Annotated in this window: 15 protein-coding genes; 7 read left to right on the top strand and 8 right to left on the bottom strand. The window is 66.8% G+C overall.

Annotated elements, in window-relative coordinates; all coding sequences use genetic code 11:
• Positions 1–80: 80 nt before the first annotated feature.
• Complete coding sequence (locus tag B0920_RS06690; RefSeq protein ID WP_078031764.1) at positions 81–1,712, bottom strand: tetratricopeptide repeat-containing response regulator; 1,632 nt, start codon at positions 1,710–1,712, stop codon at positions 81–83.
• 223 nt (positions 1,713–1,935) lie between these two features.
• Here B0920_RS06690 and purL point away from each other — a divergent pair, with 223 nt between their 5' ends.
• From purL to B0920_RS25505, 3 genes are all read left to right on the top strand, one after another.
• The gene (gene purL / locus B0920_RS06685; RefSeq protein ID WP_078031763.1) at positions 1,936–5,973 is read left to right on the top strand and encodes a phosphoribosylformylglycinamidine synthase; all 4,038 of its coding nucleotides are present in this window, start codon (positions 1,936–1,938) and stop codon (positions 5,971–5,973) included.
• Between the two features lie 248 nt (positions 5,974–6,221).
• The gene (locus B0920_RS06680) at positions 6,222–6,971 is read left to right on the top strand and encodes a DNA-binding protein (protein ID WP_078031762.1); all 750 of its coding nucleotides are present in this window, start codon (positions 6,222–6,224) and stop codon (positions 6,969–6,971) included.
• 125 nt (positions 6,972–7,096) lie between these two features.
• On the top strand, positions 7,097–7,282 hold the full coding sequence (locus B0920_RS25505; RefSeq protein ID WP_143745671.1) for a hypothetical protein: 186 nt from the start codon (positions 7,097–7,099) through the stop codon (positions 7,280–7,282).
• Positions 7,283–7,341: 59 nt separating this feature from the next.
• On the opposite strand, the gene B0920_RS06675 is transcribed toward B0920_RS25505, so the two are convergent.
• The 6 genes from B0920_RS06675 to B0920_RS06650 form a co-directional block, all read right to left on the bottom strand.
• A complete protein-coding gene (locus tag B0920_RS06675) occupies positions 7,342–8,118 on the bottom strand; it encodes a peptidylprolyl isomerase (protein WP_078031761.1) in 777 nt (258 codons plus the stop codon).
• A 90-nt stretch (positions 8,119–8,208) separates the two neighbouring features.
• Positions 8,209–8,988, bottom strand: a complete 780-nt coding sequence (locus tag B0920_RS06670) for a peptidyl-prolyl cis-trans isomerase (protein ID WP_078031760.1) — start codon at positions 8,986–8,988, stop codon at positions 8,209–8,211.
• A 108-nt stretch (positions 8,989–9,096) separates the two neighbouring features.
• Entirely contained in the window at positions 9,097–9,381 is a 285-nt protein-coding gene (locus B0920_RS06665) for a BolA family transcriptional regulator (RefSeq protein ID WP_078031759.1), read from the bottom strand.
• Positions 9,378–10,007, bottom strand: coding sequence for a septation protein A (locus B0920_RS06660; protein ID WP_078031758.1), 630 nt, complete (start codon positions 10,005–10,007; stop codon positions 9,378–9,380). Before B0920_RS06660 ends, B0920_RS06665 begins: the two co-directional genes overlap by 4 nt.
• Before the next feature lie 13 nt (positions 10,008–10,020).
• Positions 10,021–10,416, bottom strand: coding sequence for a peptide-methionine (R)-S-oxide reductase MsrB (msrB, locus tag B0920_RS06655; protein WP_078031757.1), 396 nt, complete (start codon positions 10,414–10,416; stop codon positions 10,021–10,023).
• An 18-nt stretch (positions 10,417–10,434) separates the two neighbouring features.
• Entirely contained in the window at positions 10,435–11,910 is a 1,476-nt protein-coding gene (locus B0920_RS06650) for a YdiU family protein (protein WP_078031756.1), read from the bottom strand.
• A gap of 208 nt (positions 11,911–12,118) precedes the next feature.
• Here B0920_RS06650 and B0920_RS06645 point away from each other — a divergent pair, with 208 nt between their 5' ends.
• From B0920_RS06645 to B0920_RS06635, 3 genes are all read left to right on the top strand, one after another.
• On the top strand, positions 12,119–13,771 hold the full coding sequence (locus tag B0920_RS06645; RefSeq protein WP_078031755.1) for a 3-(methylthio)propionyl-CoA ligase: 1,653 nt from the start codon (positions 12,119–12,121) through the stop codon (positions 13,769–13,771).
• Positions 13,772–13,894: 123 nt separating this feature from the next.
• A complete protein-coding gene (locus B0920_RS06640) occupies positions 13,895–14,641 on the top strand; it encodes a suppressor of fused domain protein (protein ID WP_078031754.1) in 747 nt (248 codons plus the stop codon).
• A gap of 73 nt (positions 14,642–14,714) precedes the next feature.
• The gene (locus B0920_RS06635) at positions 14,715–15,863 is read left to right on the top strand and encodes a DUF3616 domain-containing protein (RefSeq protein WP_078031753.1); all 1,149 of its coding nucleotides are present in this window, start codon (positions 14,715–14,717) and stop codon (positions 15,861–15,863) included.
• Positions 15,864–15,869: 6 nt separating this feature from the next.
• Here B0920_RS06635 and B0920_RS06630 read toward each other — a convergent pair whose 3' ends face one another.
• On the bottom strand, positions 15,870–16,376 hold the full coding sequence (locus tag B0920_RS06630) for a hypothetical protein (RefSeq protein WP_078031752.1): 507 nt from the start codon (positions 16,374–16,376) through the stop codon (positions 15,870–15,872).
• A 186-nt stretch (positions 16,377–16,562) separates the two neighbouring features.
• Between B0920_RS06630 and B0920_RS06625 the strand changes: the two genes are divergently transcribed.
• On the top strand, positions 16,563–18,653 hold the full coding sequence (locus B0920_RS06625; RefSeq protein ID WP_078031751.1) for a 3-hydroxyacyl-CoA dehydrogenase NAD-binding domain-containing protein: 2,091 nt from the start codon (positions 16,563–16,565) through the stop codon (positions 18,651–18,653).
• Positions 18,654–18,683: the final 30 nt, after the last annotated feature.

The raw sequence follows: 18,683 nt of genomic DNA, 5'->3' as shown, positions 1-18,683 counted from the left end.
CACGCACGTAGACTTGGGTCCCGGCCTACGCCGGGACGACGTGCGGGCGCTAACTTAACCGCATTAGACCTGGAGCCGGTTCACGCAGCCGCAATACCGTACTTGCGCTTGGCCGCGCCAAACTCGTCCAGCAGCGCCGCCAGCCGCGGATGCTGCGGGTCGGCCGCCCGGATGTTCTCGAGCTGCTCGGCCGCCACCTCGCCGAGCTGGTGATCCCAGCCCAGTTCGTTGATCTGCCGTAGTATCCCGCCGCTCACGGCGACCATGACCTGCAGGTTGCCCGGCGCCATGTGCAGGGCCTCGAGCAGGGTCTGGACCGCGCCGCGCACGTCGCCCATGTTGCGCTTCTCGTCGGCCACGCCCAGCAGGATCTGGGCCTGGGCCTTGAGCTGCTGGCCCATGCCGTCGGCCAGGTCGGGCCGGCCGGCGCGCACGAAGACCCCGATCGCCTGGTCCACGCTGACGCCGCTGTCGACGTCGTTCATCACGGTCAGCATGACGCTTGATGCCTGGTCGTCGAGCTTGTGGTCGAGGCAGGCCTGGGCCAGGCCGATCTTGAGCTGGGGCGTGAGCCCGCTGGCCGCGCGCACCGCGTTCACGGCCGCATGCAGCTCGGCCACCGCGCCGGCCGGGTTGCCCGCCTTGTCCTGCACCAGGGCGCTGGAATAGGCCTTGCAGGCGTCCGCCGCCGGATTGCCGCGCATGCTGCGCTCCAGGTCGCGCACCACGTTGCCGGCCTGGGCCACGTCGCCGCGGGCGACCAGGGCCTTGACCAGCATGACGTGGTCTTCGGGACTGCGGAATTCGGAATAGCGGGCCTTGTTCACCACCTGGCGGAAGGACTTTTCGGCCGCCTCGGCGTCGCCGGCTTCCATCGCCACCTCGCCCAGCTTGCGCAGGCGGCGCACCATGTGCGGCGAGATCGAGACGGCTTCCTCGAGCACCTTCTGGGCTTCGTGCAGTTCGCCGCTGCTCTCCATGCAGCGCGCCAGCAGGTCGTAGGCCGCCATCAGGCGCGGATTGCCCTGCAGGAGCTGTTCGAGGACGGCGCGCGCATCCTCGACCTGGTCGAGGGCGAACAGGGTGCGCGCCAGGCCCAGGCCGGCCCAGCCCAGCGGCCTTTCGGACAGCACCTCGCGGTAGACCGAGGCTGCCTCGGCATGTTCGCCCAGGGCCACCAGCAGGTCGGCCCGCAGGCGCGCGAAGTCAAGGGCGAAGCGCGGATTGGCCACCTGTGCCTCCTCGCAGGTGCGGGCCGCCTCGCGCAGCCGGCCCTGGGCCGCCTGCTGCCAGGCCGGGAGCAGGGCGGCGCGGCGCTCCAGCGCGCGCTTGATGCGCCCGCTGAGCATGTCCACGGTGAAGGGCTTGAGCACGTAGTCGGTCGGCGTCAGCTCGGCCGCGCTGACCACCTTGCCGTACACGCCTTCGGAGGTGAGCATGATGAAGATGGTCGAGGCGGCTATCAGCTTGTGATGGCGCAAATCCTCGAGCAGCTGCTGGCCGTCCTGGCCTTCGCCGGTGCCGCCGGCCAGGTCGTACTCGCACAGGATGATGTCGTAGGAGCGCCGCGTGAGCTGCTTGATCGCCGTGTTGGCGTTGATCGCATACTCGACCTTGCTGATGCCGATCTGGTTCAGCATGTTCTGCAGGCTGGCCCGCATCCCCTGGTTGGGGTCGACGACCAGGACCGCCAGATTTCCATTTTCTTGCATCGTTGTTCTTGTCTCCACCCGTGGCAGCCGTCTTGCGCCCGCCTTGCCAGCATGGTCCGGGCGCGCCTTTTGTCATTCTGACCCCTAAAGATACCCATAAGCATCGTCTGGATCAAGAAATGTACACGAGAGGCCGCTCGCCCCGGGCCTATCTGCAACGCTGTATAATAGCGGGCTATCTTCCACCCTAGCAGCCACGCTGCATCAACCGACTGTCCAAGCCATGTTGATTCTGCCGGGTTCCAACGCCCTCTCCGCCTTCCGTAGCCAACGCCTCCTGAACCAGCTGCAAGCCGTCGCCCCGTCGATCGCTGCCGTGCAGGCGCGCTTCTACCACTTCATCGATGCCAGCGCGCCGCTGAGCACGGACGACACCAACCGGCTGTCCGCCATGCTCACCTACGGCGAGCCGGCGGCGGAAACCCTGTACGAGGGCGTGACCGAGGAATTCTTCGTCATCCCGCGCCTGGGCACCATCTCGCCCTGGGCCTCGAAGGCGACGGACATCGCCCACAACTGCGGCATGAGCCACGTGCACCGCATCGAGCGCGGCGTCGGCTACACCGTGGTGCTCAAGAGCGGCATCCTGGGCACCAGCCTGGGCGCCCCCAAGAAGCTGGGCGAAGAAGAACTCGCGCAGGTTGCTGCGCTGCTGCACGACCGCATGACCGAGACCGTGCTGCGCAATGCCGACGAGGCCCAGCAACTCTTCAATGAGCTCGCCGGCAAGGCGCTGGAAACCGTGGACGTGATCGGCGTCGGGCGCGAGGCCCTGGTGCGCGCCAATACCGAGCTGGGCCTGGCGATGTCGGAAGACGAGATCGACTACCTGCTCGAGGCCTTCACCAAGGCCCAGCGTAACCCGACCGACGTCGAGCTGATGATGTTCGCCCAGGCGAACAGCGAACACTGCCGCCACAAGATCTTCAACGCGGACTGGGTCATCGACGGCGTCAAGCAGGACAAGTCGCTGTTCCAGATGATCAAGAATACCCACCAGCTGAACCCGCGCGGCACCGTGGTGGCCTACAGCGACAACTCCTCGATCATCGAAGGCGCGAGCGTGACCCGCTTCTACCCGCGCGCCGGCCAGGTGTATGCGGCCTCGACCGAGCTGACCCACACCCTGATGAAGGTCGAGACCCATAACCACCCGACCGCGATCTCGCCCTTCCCGGGCGCATCGACCGGCGCCGGCGGCGAGATCCGCGACGAGGGCGCGACCGGCCGCGGCGCCAAGCCGAAGGCGGGCCTGACCGGCTTCACGGTCTCCAACCTGCTGCTGCCGGACGCCCAGCGTCCGTGGGAGAACGCCAGCGACGTCACCAAGGGCGAAGCCGGCCGCGTGGACAGCGCGTACGGCAAGCCGGAGCGCATCGCCTCGCCGCTGCAGATCATGATCGACGGCCCGATCGGCGGCGCCGCCTTCAGCAACGAATTCGGCCGCCCCGTCCTGGGCGGCTATTTCCGCACCTACGAGCAGAACGTGGGCGCGGCGGGCGCGGTCTACGGCTACCACAAGCCGATCATGATCGCCGGCGGCATCGGCAACATCTCGGCCAAGCACACCCACAAGGACGAGATCCCGGTTGGCGCGCTCCTGATCCAGCTGGGCGGCCCCGGCATGCGCATCGGCATGGGCGGCTCGGCCGCGTCCTCGATGGCCACCGGCACCAACACCGCCGACCTGGACTTCGATTCGGTCCAGCGCGGCAACCCGGAAATGGAACGCCGCGCCCAGGAAGTCATCAACGGCTGCTGGCAGCTGGGCGACGCCAACCCGATCATCTCGATCCACGACGTCGGCGCGGGCGGCCTGTCGAACGCCTTCCCTGAAATGGTCAACGACGCCAAGCGCGGCGCGATCTTCGAGCTGCGCAAGGTGCCGCTGGAAGAGAGCGGCATGGCCCCGAAGGAGATCTGGTCCAACGAATCGCAGGAACGCTACGTGCTGGCCATCCTGCCGCAGGACCTGCCGGCCTTCGCCGCCCTGTGCGAACGCGAGCGTTGCCCCTTCGCCGTGGTCGGCACCGCGACCGAAGAACGCCAGCTGCGCCTGATCGACGACCAAGCCAGCGAGCCGGTGAACGCCGCGCCGGTCGACATGCCGATGGACGTCCTGCTCGGCAAGCCGCCCAAGATGCAGCGCACCGTGGAACACGTGAAGCACGACTTCCCGCCGGTCGACCTGACCGGCATCGAGCTCGAGGAAGCCGGCCGCCGCGTGCTGCTCAACCCGACCGTGGCCGATAAATCCTTCCTGATCACCATCGGCGACCGCAGCGTGGGCGCGATGACGGTGCGCGACCAGATGGTCGGCCCCTGGCAGGTGCCGGTGGCCGACTGCGCCGTCACCGCGATGTCCTACGAGGGCAACCTGGGCGAGGCGATGGCGATGGGCGAGCGCACCCCGCTCGCCGTGATCGACGCCGCCGCCTCGGGCCGCATGGCCGTGGGCGAGGCGATCACCAACATCGCCGCCGCCGCGATCCGCGACATTTCCGACATCAAGCTGTCGGCCAACTGGATGGCGGCCTGCGGCCAGCCGGGCCAGGACGCCGCGCTGTTCGACACCGTGAAGGCGGTGGGCATGGAGCTGTGCCCGGCCCTGGGCGTGTCCATCCCGGTCGGCAAGGATTCGCTGTCGATGCGCACCACCTGGAACGACGATGGCCAGAACAAGGCGGTGATCTCGCCGGTGTCGCTGATCGTCTCGGCCTTCTCGCCGGTCGAGGACATCCGCCGCTCGCTGACCCCGCAACTGCGCAGCGATGCGGGCGAGACCGCCCTGGTGCTGATCGACCTGGGCCGCGGCAAGAACCGCCTGGGCGCCTCGGTGCTGGCGCAAGTGACCCAGCAACTGGGCGACTCGGTGCCCGACGTCGACGATCCGCAGGACCTGAAGGCCTTCTTCCAGGCCGTCCAGCAACTGAACCGTGACGGCAAGCTGCTGGCCTACCACGACCGTTCCGACGGCGGCCTGTTCGCCACCCTGTGCGAGATGGCCTTCGCCGGCCGCGCCGGCGTCTCGGTCAACCTGGACATCCTGGCGATGGAAGGCGAGCACGCGGCCGACTGGGGCGACGCCAAGAACTGGGCCGGCCAGGTGGCCGAGCGCCGCAACGAGTTGACCCTGCGCGCCCTGTTCAACGAAGAGCTGGGCGCCGTGCTGCAGGTGCGCGCCGAGGACAAGAGCGCCGTGATGAACGTGCTGCGCGAGCTGGGCCTGGGCGCCTGCAGCCACATCATCGGCAAGCTGAACGACCGTGGCGTGGTCGAGTTCACCCGCGACGCCAAGGTGATCTACAACGTCAAGCGCAGCGAGCTGCACCGCCTGTGGAGCGAGACCAGCTGGCGCATCGCCCGCCTGCGCGACAACCCGGACTGCGTGGACCAGGAATACGATCGCCTGCTGGACGATAGCGACCCCGGCATCAGCCCCAAGCTGAGCTTCGACCTGTCCGATAACGTCGCCGCGCCCTTCATCGCCAGCGGCGTGCGTCCGCGCGTGGCCATCCTGCGCGAGCAGGGCGTGAACTCGCACATCGAGACCGCCTGGGTGATGCACCAGTCGGGCTTTGCCGCCGTCGACGTGCACATGAGCGACCTGATCGCCGGCCGCGCCAAGCTGGACGACTTCCACGGCATCATCGCCGTGGGCGGCTTCTCCTACGGCGACGTGCTGGGCGCGGGTGAGGGCTGGGCCAAGACCATCCTGTTCAATCCGGCCCTGGCCGAGCAGTTCGCCAAGTTCTTCCAGCGCCAGGACACCTTTGGCCTGGGCGTCTGCAACGGCTGCCAGATGCTGAGCAACCTGAAATCAATCATCCCGGGCGCGCACGCCTGGCCGAAGTTCACCCGCAACAAGTCGGAGCAGTTCGAGGCGCGCTACGGTATGGTGGAAGTGCTCGATTCGCCCTCGATCTTCTTCCAGGGTATGGCCGGCACCCAGGCGCCGCTCGCCATCGCCCACGGCGAAGGCTATGCCGACTTCTCGCTGACCGGCGACATCGATGCGGCGGTCAAGGCGCTGCGCTACGTGGACAACCGCGGGCAGGCGACCGAGACCTATCCGTTCAACCCGAACGGCTCGCCGGGCGGGCTGACCGCGGTCACCACCGAGGACGGCCGCTTCACCGCGATGATGCCGCACGCCGAGCGCGTGTTCCGCACCGCGGTGATGTCCTGGGCGCCGGAGGGCTGGCCGGACGAGTCGCCGTGGATGCGCATGTTCCGCAATGCGCGCAAGTGGGTGGGTTAAGCCGGACCAGGCATCCGGCGGTATGGATTGGCACTGACTTGGCGCTGACCGGCTTCGCCGCCGCTACCGGCCCCACCGCCGCTACCGGTCCCGCCGCCTCCGCCGTCACTCGACCACCAACGTCATCCCCGCGCAGGCGGGGATCCAAGTTTGCTAGCATCGCCGACACGCATGCAGTACTTGGATCCCCGCCTTCGCGGGGATGACGGTTTTTGGGGCTGTGGCCCCGGCACACGATTGGATACACGATGAACGCAAAACGACAACCGAACCACGACACCCCGACCGACGGCGAACCCGGCTACGACGCCGTCGCCGCCGTCGCCAGCCGCCTGCAGGACGCGGGTAGCGAAGTGACCCTGGACGCCGTGCGCGAAGCCCTCGGCGACGCCCCCGCCGCCGTCGTCTTCAAGCACCTGGCCGCCTGGCGCGCCGAGCACGTGAAGCAACCCGAACTGCCGCGCCCGGAGCTGCCGGAAGCGGTGGTCAACGGCCTGGTCGACTGGGTCCGCCAGTTCGCCGACCAGGCCAGCGCCGGCGTGCGCGACTCGCTGGCCCAGAGCGCCAGCGACACCGAAGCCCTGCTGCGCGCCAGTGACAGCCTGGGCGCCGAACGCGACGCCCTGCGCCTGGAGCGCGACCGCGCCCTGGCGACCTCGGCCGACCAGGCGGAAGAAATCGAGCGCCTCAACGCCGAACTGCGCAACGCCCGCCAGATCGCCACCGAGGCCCTGGTCAGCAAGGCCAAGGACCAGCTGGCGATCGACGGCAAGGACAAGCAGCTGGCCGAACTGCGCGCCCAGCTCGAACGCAACGTCACGGCCCAGGCCGAGGAATCCGACCGCCGCCTGGCGGCCGAGATGGAGCTGGTCGGCGCCACCACCGAGCGCGACAGCCTGGCCGCCGAACTGAAGGAAGTCCGGCGCCAGCTCGAAACCTCGTATGCGGAACGCAGCAACCTGCGCGCCGAACTCGAGGTCCTGCGCAGCAAGCGTTGAACCTAGTTTTTCGAAAGAAATTCAACAGCCTGCGCGGCTGAGTTCACGCAAACCCAGCCCCGCGCAGCGCGCGCATCATCCTCCAGGCGCGGCCGTCTCCGGCCGCGTTCTCCTGGGAGGATGCAATGAAGCAAAGCACACTCTTGACCTGCATCCTGGTGCGCGCGGCGATCCCGCTCGGCATCGTGATCGGCCTGTATGTCAACGCCGGCGCCGCCCCGGCGCTGCCGCATGCGCCGCTCGCCGCCAAGCCGGCGCAGGACGGCGGCCACACCGCGGACGCCCAGGCGCCGCAAGGCCAGCGCAGCTGAAGGGCGGGCAATAAAAAAGCGCTCCCTCGGGAGCGCTTTTCGGTCGGCATAGCCGGCGATTACTGGATCTTGGCCTTCTTGACCAAGCTTTCGCGGTACTGCGCCAGCTGACGCTGCTGCAGCTGTTCCGCGACCTGCTGCTTGACTTCGTCCAGGGCAGGGATCTTGGCCGCACGGGTGTCTTCCAGCTTGATCACGTGGAAACCGAACTGGGTCTTGACCGGGGTCTCGGTGATCGCGCCTTTTTGCAGGGCGGTCATGGCTTTCGAGAACTCAGGCACGTAGGCCGCCGGGCTCGCCCAGTCCAGGTCGCCGCCGTTCTGGGCGGTGCCGTCCTTCGACTGCTTGGCCAGCTCTTCGAACTTGGCGCCACCCTTCAGCTTGGTGATGATGGCCTTGGCTTCGTCCTCGGTGCCCACCAGGATGTGGCGTGCGTGGTATTCCTTGTCGCCCACCTGTGCCTTGTACTTGTCGTACTCGGCCTTGATCTCGGCATCCTTGATCGGGTTCTTCTTGACGTAGTCCGCGAGCATGGCGTTGATGATGATGCTCTGGCGGGCGTTGTCGATCGCTGCCTTCACGTCGGCGCGCGCGCCGATGTTCTGCTTGTCGGCTTCCTGGATCAACACTTCGCGGCCGATCAGGTCACGCTTGATCGCTTCGCGCAGTTGCGGCGAATCGGTGGCGCGGCCTTGGGCGACGACTTGCTTGACCAGCTGGTCTACCTTGGCCTGCGGGATCGGCTTGCCATTGACGGTAGCAACGTTTTGCGCGAATGCTGGCATGGCAACCATTGCGGTCATGGCTAACAACAGGCGGGCTGGCTTCAAAATCATTGTTGAGATCCTATATAAACACGAAAAGTATCGCCGCGGGCGACGAAAACCGGGGCGGGCACAGGCGCTCAGCCCCGGAGACAGCACATCTTACTGCACCTTTGCCTTTTTGACCATTTCGTCCTGGTAAGCCTGCAGCTTGGTCTGGGTCAGGGACTCGGCGATCTGCGGCTTCACTTCTTCCAGCGACGGCAGCTTGGCCGGGCGGGTGTCGTCCAGCTTGATCACGTGGAAGCCGGCCTGGGTCTTGACCGGGGTCTCGGTGATCGCGCCTTTCTGCAGCTTGGTGAAACCAGCAGCGAACTCAGGCGGGAACGAGGCCGGCACGGCCCATTCCAGGTCGCCGCCATTGTTGGCGGTGCCGGTGTCCTTCGATTGCTTGGCCAGTTCCTCGAACTTGGCGCCGCCCTTGAGCTTGGCGATGATCGCCTTGGCGTCGGCTTCGTTCTCGGTCAGGATGTGGCGCACGTGGTATTCCTTGTCGCCGGTCTGGGCCTTGAACTTGTCGTACTCGGCCTTGATTTCCGCGTCGCTCACCGGGTTCTTGGCGATGTAGTCCTTGGCCAGCTGGTTGACGACGATGGCCTGGCGGGCCTGGTCGAGCGCGGCCTTGACTTCCGGCTTCTTGTCGTAACCCTGCTTGATCGCCTCCTGCATGAGGACTTCGCGCGCGATCAGGTCGCGCTTGATCACTTCACGCAGTTGCGGCGAATCCTGGCCCTGGCCTTGCGCCACGACCTGCTTGACGACCGCATCGGCACGCGACGACGGGATCGGCTTGCCGTTGACCACAGCGAGGTTCTGGGCAAAGGCGGGCGCCGATGCAACGGCGATCAGGGCTAACAGCAGGCGTGCTGGCTTAAAAGTCATGTGGTGTTCCTGTGACGGGAAGAGTTGCTTGGACGAGATTAGATTAGTTCTTCTGACTAGCAGTTCAATTGTCGGGGAGTTTTCTTAAAGCAGCCTGAAGCCGACCCCTCAGGACTGCTCGGAGGGCGCGATCGCCGTAATGGCAAGCGCGTGTATCTCCGCCTTGTTAATCATTTCGTGCACGGCATCATACACAAGACGATGGCGCATGACTAGCGTGCGCCCTTCGAACTTCTCGGAAGCGATTTTCACGCTGTAGTGGCTGCCCCCGGAGGCCGCGCCGGCATGGCCGGCGTGCAGGTGGGAGTCGTCGGTGATTTCGAGCAGGGTGGGGGCCAGTTCGGCCTCCAGCCGGGCGCGCAGGCGCTCGGTGCGTTCGCTGGGGGTGCTCATGCGTCCTCCTGGATATGTTTGGAAAGGAACAGGGTCTGGACTATGACGAAGCCGAAGAAGATCGCGGTGATGCCGAAGACCTTGAAGCTGACCCAGGCGCTGGTGTCGGAGCGGAAGACCACGAAGGCCATCACCAGGTTCAGCAGGCCGACCGCGAAGAAGAAGGCGATCCAGGCGTAGCCGACCCGGCTCCAGACCGGATCGGGCAGCTTGATCTGGGCTTCCATCACCGAGCGGATCAGGTTCTTGCGGTAGAACACCTGGGCCACCAGCAAGGCCACGCCGAAGGCCCAGTACAGGATGGTCGGCTTCCACTTGATGAAGGTGTCGTCATGGAAGTAGATGGTGGCGCCGCCGGCGACCACGATGACGGCCAGGGTAACCCAAAGCATGTTGTCGACCTTGCGCCCGCGCACCAGGAGGTAGCCGATCTGCAGGAAGGTGGCGACGATGGCGACCGCGGTCGCCAGCAGGATGGCCGACTGCCCGGGCGGCACCACGCCGCCGGCGATCAGGCCGCCCAGGTACTGGGTGGCCAGGCCGTGGGCCCAGTCCTGGTGGCTGTCGCCGTACTTGTAGACGCCGAAGAAAAGAATCAGGGGAAACAGGTCGAACAGGAATTTCATGCTGGGCGCATCCTCAGATCGGCTCGAACCGCAGGGCGGCGGAATTGATGCAGTAGCGCAGGCCGGTCGGCGGCGGGCCGTCCGGGAACACGTGGCCGAGGTGGGCGTCGCAGACGGCGCAGATGATCTCGGTGCGCACCATGCCGTGGGTCCCGTCTTCCTTCTCGATCACATTATCGGGGTCGAGGGCGCGGAAATAGCTGGGCCAGCCGCAGCCCGAATCGAACTTGGCGTCGGACTCGAACAGCGGGGTCTCGCAGCACACGCAGTGATAGATGCCGTGCTCGTGGTGGTCCCAGTACTTGCCGGTGAAGGCGCGCTCGGTGGCCGCATGGCGGGTCACCTGGTATTCCATGGGGTCGAGCTGGGCGCGCCACTCTTGGTCGGTCTTGGTCACTTTCTCGGTCATGATGGTCTTTCTCGTGGTTCAGGATGAGCAGCTTACTTCAAGATGGGCCGCCCAGTCAGGGGGCAGGGCCGCATAGGCTGCGTTCTCGGGTTGTTCGTCGAAGGGGCGCTCGAGCACGGCCAGCAGCTTGTGCACCCCTTCGTAGTTCCCATTTTGCGCCTGTTCGATCGCGACCTGGGCCAGATAGTTGCGCAGCACATATTTCGGATTGACCCGGTGCATGGCTTCCCGCCGCGGCCCATCCTGGCTGCCTTCGGCACGCAGGCGTTCGCGGTAGGTCGCGGCCCAGGCGTCGAAGGCTTCGCGGTCGATGAAAAGGTCGCGCAGGGGTGCGTCCTGGCCCGGATCGTCCAGCTTCAGCTCGCCGAGGCGCCGGAAGAACAAGGTGAAATCCGCATGGTTGGCCTGCAGCAGCCCGAACATCGCGTCGAACAGCGCGCCATCGCCCTCGCGGCTTTCCTTCAGCCCGAGCTTGGCGTGCAGCAACTCGTCGAGCTTGGCGCCGAAGGCGGGGCGGTAGACGTCCAGCGCCTCCTCGGCCTCCTCGGGGGCGCCGATCAGGGGCAGCAGGGCATTGCCCAGCGCGTAGCAGTTCCAGTGGCCGACCGGCACCTGGTTGGCGTAGGAATAGCGTCCGCCCTGGTCGGTGTGGTTGCAGATGTGATTGGCGTCGAAGGCTTCCATGAAACCGAAGGGGCCGTAGTCCAGGGTCAGGCCCAGGATCGACATATTGTCGGTGTTCATGACGCCGTGCATGAAGCCGACCGCCTGCCAGTGCGCGATCATGCGCGCGGTGCGGCGGGTGACTTCGGCCAGCAGCTCCTTGTAGGGATTGGCGGCGCCCGCCAGTTCGGGGTAGAAGCGCGCGATGACGGTGTCGGCCAGCAGGCGCAGCTCGTCCGGCTTGTCGCGGTAATACCAGTGCTCGAAGGAGCCGAAGCGGATGAAGGAGGGCGCCATGCGGGTGACGACCGCGGCGCTCTCCACCGTTTCGCGCACCACCGGCTGGTTGGAGCCGGTGACCACCAGGGCGCGGGTGGTCGGGATGCCGAGAGCGGCCATCGCTTCCGAACACAGGAATTCGCGGATCGAGGAGCGCAGGACGGCGCGACCGTCGCCCATGCGCGAATACGGGGTCCGGCCGGCGCCCTTGAGCTGGAGCTCCATCGAACCCCCTGCCGTGGGCAGGTCGCCGATGGTGATCGCGCGGCCGTCGCCGAGCTGGCCGGCCCAGACGCCGAACTGGTGGCCCGAATACACGGCCGACAGGGGCTGCGAACGCACCGCCACCTTGTTGCCGGTGAAGACGGCAACGAAATCCTCCTGCGCGAGCGTAGCCGGGTCCAGCCCCACCAGGGCGGCGGCGGAAGCGCTGGCCGCGATGAAATAGGGCGACGGCAAAGGCGTCGGCATGAGGCGCGTGTAGAAGGCCGGGGGCAATTCGGCGAAGGAATTGTTCAGTGGCAGTTCGTCGGCAGTGATGGCAGTGTCCAATACAAAGTGGGTAAGCTTGGTGGAATTCTACCGTACGCGGCGGATTCTATTGGCGCACGGGTGCCCTCGCAATGGCTGTTACGGCCGGTAACGCTTCAGCTGCCGCAAGCTCCCATGCTGCTGCTGCGTTGCAGCATGGAATCCCGTTGACAGGCTGAGGCGGCTCACGTTACTAGTGTCTAAGAAACAAGATAACGTGGAGACACCGATGCCTGAGTACCCGATGAGCCCCCTGGCCGGCCAGATGATGGACCAGCCCCTCCTGATTTCGAGCATCATTGCCTTCGCCGCCCGCCACTATGGCGACAGCGAGATCGTCTCGCGCCGGGTCGAGGGCGACATCCACCGCTACACCTACCGCGACTGCGAGCGGCGCGCGCGCAAGCTGGCCGACGCCCTGGAACACCTGGGCATCCGCATGGGCGACCGGGTCGCCACCCTGGCCTGGAACGGCTACCGCCACATGGAACTGTATTACGGCGTGTCCGGCTCCGGCGCCGTGCTGCATACGATCAACCCGCGCCTGCACCCCGAGCAGATCGCCTACATCGTCAACCACGCCGAAGACCAGATCCTGTTCTTCGACCTGACTTTCCTGCCCGCGATCGAGATCATGGCGCGCAGCTGCAAGACCGTGAAGCGCTACGTGGCCTTGTGCGGCCGCGAGCACATGCCGCGCGAGACCAGCATTCCTGCGCTGCTGTGCTACGAGGAGCTGGTCGAAGGCGGTTCCGAGGACTATGCCTGGCCCGAATTCGACGAGCGCTCTGCCGCTTCGCTGTGCTATACCTCGGGCACCACCGGCAACCCCAAGGGCGCGCTGTACTCGCACCGCTCGACGGTGCTGCACGCCTACGCCTCGGCCATGCCGAACGCGCTCAACGTCTCGGCGGCCGACGTGGTGCTGCCGGTGGTGCCCATGTTCCACGTCAACGCCTGGGGCCTGCCTTACTCGGTGCCGCTGTCGGGCGCCAAGATGGTCTACCCGGGCGCTGCGCTGGACGGCAAGTCGCTCTACGAACTGTTCGAGCAGGAGGGGGTGAGCTTCTCGGCCGGCGTGCCGACCGTGTGGCTGGGCCTGATCAACTACGTGCTGGAGAACGACCTGCGCTTCTCGACCTTCCGCCGCACCGTGATCGGCGGCTCGAGCTGCCCGCCGGCCATGATGGACACCCTGATCGACCGCCTGCGGGTGCAGGTGGTGCACGCCTGGGGCATGACCGAGATGTCGCCGCTGGGCACCGCCTGCACCCTGATGGGCAAGCACCTGCAGCAGCCGCCTGAGGCCCAGCGCGCCGTGCTGCGCAAGCAGGGCCACGCCATCTACGGCGTCGACATGAAGATCGTCGACGACGACGGCGCCGAGCTGCCCTGGGACGGCGCCACCTCCGGCCACCTGCTGGTGAAGGGGCCGTGGGTGGTGTCGGGCTACTTCCGCGGCGAAGGGGGCGAGGTGCTGCAGGACGGCTGGTTCCCGACCGGGGACGTGGCCACCATCGATCCCGACGGCTACCTGGCGATCACGGACCGCAGCAAGGACGTGATCAAGTCCGGCGGCGAGTGGATCGGCTCGATCGACCTGGAAAACGTGGCCATGGCCCACCCGGCGGTGCTGCAGGCGGCCTGCATCGCGGTGCCGCATCCGAAATGGGCCGAGCGGCCCTTGCTGGTGGTGGTGCGCCGGCCCGGCATGGAGCTCAGGCGCGAGGACTTGCTGGCCTTCTTCGAGGGCAAGGTGGCGAAGTGGTGGATCCCGGACGACGTGGTGTTCGCCGACAGCCTGCCGGTGGGCGGCACCGGCAAGATCCAGAAGAACAAGCTGCGCGAAGCCTACCAGCAGCATCGCTTGCCGAGCGCCTGAACGGCCGGCGTTGCAGGGCAGCCACGTAAACACGTGATAAGTGGCTGATTTCATTGCTGTTGAGAAACCTGATGCATATACTTGCCACACGAGAAATTTCTCGTGTTTCAAGAGATATGCAGGATGATACGACGTGCAGTACTGAAGCTGGGGGCCATGATGGGCTTCGGCGCCATGCCTCCCGCGCTGGCCGCCCCCGAAGCGCCCGAGCCGGTCAGCGACCGTGTGCTGCGCGACCGGTTCTGGGCCCGCTTCGGGACCGTGATCGACGCCTTCGAGGTCGAACCCTTCAACCCCTTCTTCGCCGCCTACCCGAAGTGGCCGGGCCGGGTGCAGCGCTTTCGCCTGCTGGCGCGGCGCGGAGGCGGACGCATCGCCTATACCGACGGCCTCTCGGACGCCTATGCCGATCCGGCGCAGGGCGCGGGCGGACCGGAGTCGGGCCTGGGCCTGGAACTCTATCTGGAGACCGAGGATGAAGTGGGCAGCATCAACCAGGGCTGGGCGGTGAACCTGCTGCTCGAACTGGCCCGGCTGGCGGTGAACCACGGCGCGCTGCGCGCGCGCCTGCGCGAGCAGCCTTATCTCACGGTGCAGCTGGACATGGTCGGGGCGCCGCAGGAATGGTCGCTAGACCATCCGGACGGCAACATCGGCATCTTCCTCGGCCTCTCCAATCCGGAGCTTCCGGCCGAGGTGGCCTTGTCCGAGGGCGGCTTCGCCCCCGTCAACGCCAAGCTGATGCGGCCGGAGGAATTGCGCTACGCGCTGGAGCACGGCGCTGCCGGCCGTGCCGAGCTGGCGCGCCTGTACGCGGGCGCGGCCGGCCGCCAGCGCCTGTCGGACCTGGAGCGTCTCCCGGTCGTGTGAAGCGCACGTGCGCATGCTCTCCTGATGCGGCAATCCGGGTATGCTTGCGTTACGCTCAACCATGGGATAACGCATGCATCCGACAAATATCGTTCTGCTCGAATTCCATCCCGAACAAGACAACCTGACCCACGACAAGGAGCTGCGCGACGGCCTGTCGGTGGCCCTGCGCATGGGGAACACGATCTGGCTGGCCAACGACGAGTCGGTCAGCCTCGAGCGCGTCACCTTGTGCGAGGAGGACAGCCGGGGCAAGAGCAGCTTCACCCGCGACCATACCCAGTTCCGCCTGCACGACTACCTCGACCTGCCGCTGCCACCGCATGGCGAGACCCGCGAGGACATCAACGAGGCCGACATCGAGGGCTTGGCCTGCGACAACAAGTACCTGTGGCTGACCGGCTCGCACAGCCTGCGCCGCAAGCAGCCCAGGCCGGACGATGGCGCGAAGAAGGCGCACAAGCGCCTGTGCTCGGTGGGCGCGGACGGCAACCGCTACCTGCTGGCGCGCATTCCCATCGTCGAGGAGGCGGGCGCCTACACCCTGGTGAAGGAGACCGGCCAGGAGGGCAAGCGCCGCAGCGCCGCCATGCTGCGCGGGGACGAGCACGGCAACGAGCTGACCGCGCTGCTCAAGGACGACGAGCACTTCGGCCCCTTCCTGCACATCCCCGGCAAGGACAACGGCTTCGACATCGAGGGCATCGCGGTGGCCGGCAAGCACCTGCTGCTGGGCTTGCGCGGCCCGGTGCTGCGCGGATGGGCCGCGATCCTCGAAGTGGCGCTGGTGGACGACGAGCAGCCGGGCCGGCTAAAACTGGCGCCGGTCGACGCCGAGGGCGCGCTGCTGCGCAAGCACTTCCTCGACCTGGGCGGCCTGGGCATCCGCGACCTGTGCGCCCAGGGCAAGGACCTCCTGATCCTGGCCGGCCCCACCATGGACCTGGACGGCCCGGTCCACGTCTACCGCTGGGTCGGCGGGGCCCAGCCCGGGAGCGAGCCGGTCATGCACGCGGACCAGCTGGAGCGGGTCCTGAGCCTGCCCTACGGCGTCGGCGTCGACCACCCCGAGGGCATGACCCTGTTCCAGAGCGGCGACGGCAAGGAAGAGGCGCTGATGGTGGTCTACGACTCGGCCGCGCCCAGCCGCCAGATCGGCGACAGCACCATCGTGGCCGACGTCTTCCCGCTTCCGGCGCGCAGGAAGCGCGGAAAGGCTTGAACCGCCTCAGCGATGGCGGAACAGGCCGCGCAGGGTGGAGGCGACCAGGCGCACCGCCTGGTGCAGCAGGAAGCCGATGGCCGCCAGCACGCAGACCACGAGCACCGGCAGCACCGGGCCGAAGGCGTAGGTCATGCCGAGCGCGAAGCCCAGCATGCAGGCCGCGCGGTAGATCGGGAAGAACAACGCGAGCAGCAGCACGCCCTGCATGATGAGCTGGCAGACGTCCACCCGTCCGAGGCTGAAGAACACCGCGAGCGCCAGGCCGAGCAGGGCGGCCACGGCGCCGTCACGCACCACTGTGCGTTCGCGGCCCTCGGCGCGCAGCACCTCCACGCGGCCCAGGGTGAACCAGGCCAGCGCCGGCAGCAGCAGCACGCCCCACCAGTTCGAGAGCGAAGGCAGGTCCTCGCGCGCCAGCAGGTGGTGGGCGGGGACGCCGCCGTGGAGGTGCTGCCACATCAGCGCCACCGCGATCACGGTGGCCAGACCCAAAGTGAGTTTGCCGCGCATTGCCGTCTCCCCATGTTGTTATATCCTGATTGTGGCAGGTATGGCAATTTTTGCAATGCCCAGAGCATACCGCCGCACCCGGCCCTCGGCAGCGGTGGCGGGCCGCCGCGAATAATACGAGCGTTCGATTATTTCGGGTATAGTTGACGGGCTAGTCAGTTCAACCAACAAGGAGAAGGAAGAGACATGAGCGCCGACTACCAGGTTCATGGCAATGTTGCCGTCATCACCCTGAACAATCCGCCGGTGAACGGCCTTGGCCTCGAGACCCGCAGCGCCGCCGTCGAGGGCGTGCGCCGGGCCGAGGCCGACGACGCCGTCGAGGCGATCGTGATCACCGGCGCCGGCAAGGCGTTCTCGGGCGGGGCGGACATCCGCGAGTTCAATTCGCCCAAGGCGCTCACCGAGCCGACCCTGCATTCCCTGATCCGCGTGGTCGAGAACGCGTCCAAGCCGGTGGTTGCCGCGATCCACAGCGTCTGCATGGGCGGCGGCCTCGAACTGGCCCTGGGCTGCAACTACCGCGTGGCGCTGCCGGGCGCCCAGATCGCCCTGCCGGAAGTTAAGCTTGGCCTGCTGCCGGGCGCCGGCGGCACCCAGCGCCTGCCGCGCGTGCTGGGCCTGGAAATGGCGCTCAACATGATCGTGTCCGGCACCCCGGTGCAGTCCGAGAAGCTGGCCGGCACCGCCCTGTTCGACGAGGTCTTCCCGGCCGGCGCCGACCTGCTCGATTCGGCGCTCGCCTTCGCGCGCAAGGTGGCGGCGGTGCGCCCGCTGCCCAAGGTGCGCGATCGCACGGTCGACTATCCGAACCACGAAGCCTTCCTCCAGTTCTCGCGCAATACGGTCAAGGCCATGGCCGGTCCCTTCCCGGCGCCGCTCGAATGCATCGAGGCGGTGGCGGCGGCCGTCACCAGCAAGGATTTCGAAGCCGGCCTGAAGTTCGAGCGCGAGCGCTTCCTGCACCTGACCCAGACCCCGGAATCGAAGGCTCTGCGCCATGCCTTCTTCGCCGAGCGCGCCGCCGGCAAGCTGCCTGACGTGCCGGCCGACACGCCGGTGCGCGCCATCGGCAGCGCGGCCGTGATCGGCGCGGGCACCATGGGCGGCGGCATCGCCATGAACTTCGCCAACGCCGGCATCCCGGTCACCATCCTCGAGACCCGGCAGGAGGCGCTCGACAAGGGCCTGGCCACGATCCGCAAGAACTACGAGAGCAGCGTCAAGAAGGGCAAGCTGACAGCCGACAAGCTGGAGCAGCGCATGGCCCTGATCCGCACCACCCTGTCGTATGCGGACATCGCCCAGGCCGACATCGTGATCGAAGCGGTGTTCGAGGACCTGAAGGTGAAGGAGGCCGTGTTCCGCGAACTGGACAAGGTGATGAAGCCGGGCGCGATCCTGGCCTCGAACACCTCGACCCTGGACCTGGACAAGATCGCCGCCTTCACCAGCCGCCCCCAGGACGTGATCGGCCTGCATTTCTTCAGCCCGGCCAACGTGATGAAGCTGCTGGAGATCGTGCGCGGGAAGCAGACCGCCAAGGACGTGCTAGCCACCGCCATGGCGCTATCGAAGAAGATCAAGAAGACCGGGGTGGTGTCCGGCGTGTGCGACGGCTTCATCGGCAACCGCATGCTGGAACAATACCTGCGCCAGGCCTTCTTCCTGCTCGACGAAGGCGCGCTGCCGGAACAGGTCGATGCGGCGATCGAAGGCTTCGGCTTCGCCATGGGGCCGTTCCGCATGAGCGACCTGGCCGGCAACGACATCGGCTGGTACATCCGCAAGCGGCGCGCGGTGGAGCAGCCCGAGATCGCCTATTCAAAGACCGCCGACCTGCTGTGCGAACAGGGACGCTTCGGCCAGAAGACCGGCGCCGGCTGGTACGACTACAAGCCGGGCGACCGCAAGGCCTATCCCTCGGAAGCCGTGAACGCGATGATCGTCCAGCACTCGGCGGACCTGGGCCTGGAGCGGCGCCAGATTCCGGACCAGGAGATCGTCGAACGCCTGGTGTTCGCGCTGGTGAACGAAGGCGCCAAGATCCTCGAGGAAGGCATCGCGCTGCGCGCCTCGGACATCGACATGGTCTACCTGACCGGCTACGGCTTCCCGCTGCATCGCGGCGGGCCGATGTTCTATGCCGACACCGTCGGGTTGCCGAACGTCCTGATCGCGATGGAAAAGTATGGGCGCGGCCGGCACGGGGAGGCATGGAAGCCGGCGGACTTGATAGTGAAGCTGGCGGCCGAGGGCAAGGGGTTCAACGGCTAGACGCCGCGCCGTTCCGAAGCAAAAAAAATG

The sequence above is a fragment of the Massilia sp. KIM genome, from assembly GCF_002007115.1.
Taxonomy (GTDB): domain Bacteria; phylum Pseudomonadota; class Gammaproteobacteria; order Burkholderiales; family Burkholderiaceae_D; genus Telluria.
The sequence above is the reverse complement of the archived record's forward strand: the minus strand, read 5'-3'. Positions and strand labels throughout refer to the sequence as shown.

What these genes read in the sequence shown, in the direction of transcription:
- msrB (WP_078031757.1), bottom strand. Translation starts at nt 10,416, where the DNA reads ATGACCGAGAAAGTGACCAAGACCGACCAAGAGTGGCGCGCCCAGCTC.
- B0920_RS06640 (WP_078031754.1), top strand. Translation starts at nt 13,895, where the DNA reads ATGATACGACGTGCAGTACTGAAGCTGGGGGCCATGATGGGCTTCGGC.
- purL (WP_078031763.1), top strand. Translation starts at nt 1,936, where the DNA reads ATGTTGATTCTGCCGGGTTCCAACGCCCTCTCCGCCTTCCGTAGCCAA.
- B0920_RS06665 (WP_078031759.1), bottom strand. Translation starts at nt 9,381, where the DNA reads ATGAGCACCCCCAGCGAACGCACCGAGCGCCTGCGCGCCCGGCTGGAG.
- B0920_RS06660 (WP_078031758.1), bottom strand. Translation starts at nt 10,007, where the DNA reads ATGAAATTCCTGTTCGACCTGTTTCCCCTGATTCTTTTCTTCGGCGTC.
- B0920_RS06670 (WP_078031760.1), bottom strand. Translation starts at nt 8,988, where the DNA reads ATGACTTTTAAGCCAGCACGCCTGCTGTTAGCCCTGATCGCCGTTGCA.
- B0920_RS06680 (WP_078031762.1), top strand. Translation starts at nt 6,222, where the DNA reads ATGAACGCAAAACGACAACCGAACCACGACACCCCGACCGACGGCGAA.
- B0920_RS06645 (WP_078031755.1), top strand. Translation starts at nt 12,119, where the DNA reads ATGCCTGAGTACCCGATGAGCCCCCTGGCCGGCCAGATGATGGACCAG.
- B0920_RS06625 (WP_078031751.1), top strand. Translation starts at nt 16,563, where the DNA reads ATGAGCGCCGACTACCAGGTTCATGGCAATGTTGCCGTCATCACCCTG.
- B0920_RS25505 (WP_143745671.1), top strand. Translation starts at nt 7,097, where the DNA reads ATGAAGCAAAGCACACTCTTGACCTGCATCCTGGTGCGCGCGGCGATC.
- B0920_RS06630 (WP_078031752.1), bottom strand. Translation starts at nt 16,376, where the DNA reads ATGCGCGGCAAACTCACTTTGGGTCTGGCCACCGTGATCGCGGTGGCG.
- B0920_RS06690 (WP_078031764.1), bottom strand. Translation starts at nt 1,712, where the DNA reads ATGCAAGAAAATGGAAATCTGGCGGTCCTGGTCGTCGACCCCAACCAG.
- B0920_RS06635 (WP_078031753.1), top strand. Translation starts at nt 14,715, where the DNA reads ATGCATCCGACAAATATCGTTCTGCTCGAATTCCATCCCGAACAAGAC.
- B0920_RS06675 (WP_078031761.1), bottom strand. Translation starts at nt 8,118, where the DNA reads ATGATTTTGAAGCCAGCCCGCCTGTTGTTAGCCATGACCGCAATGGTT.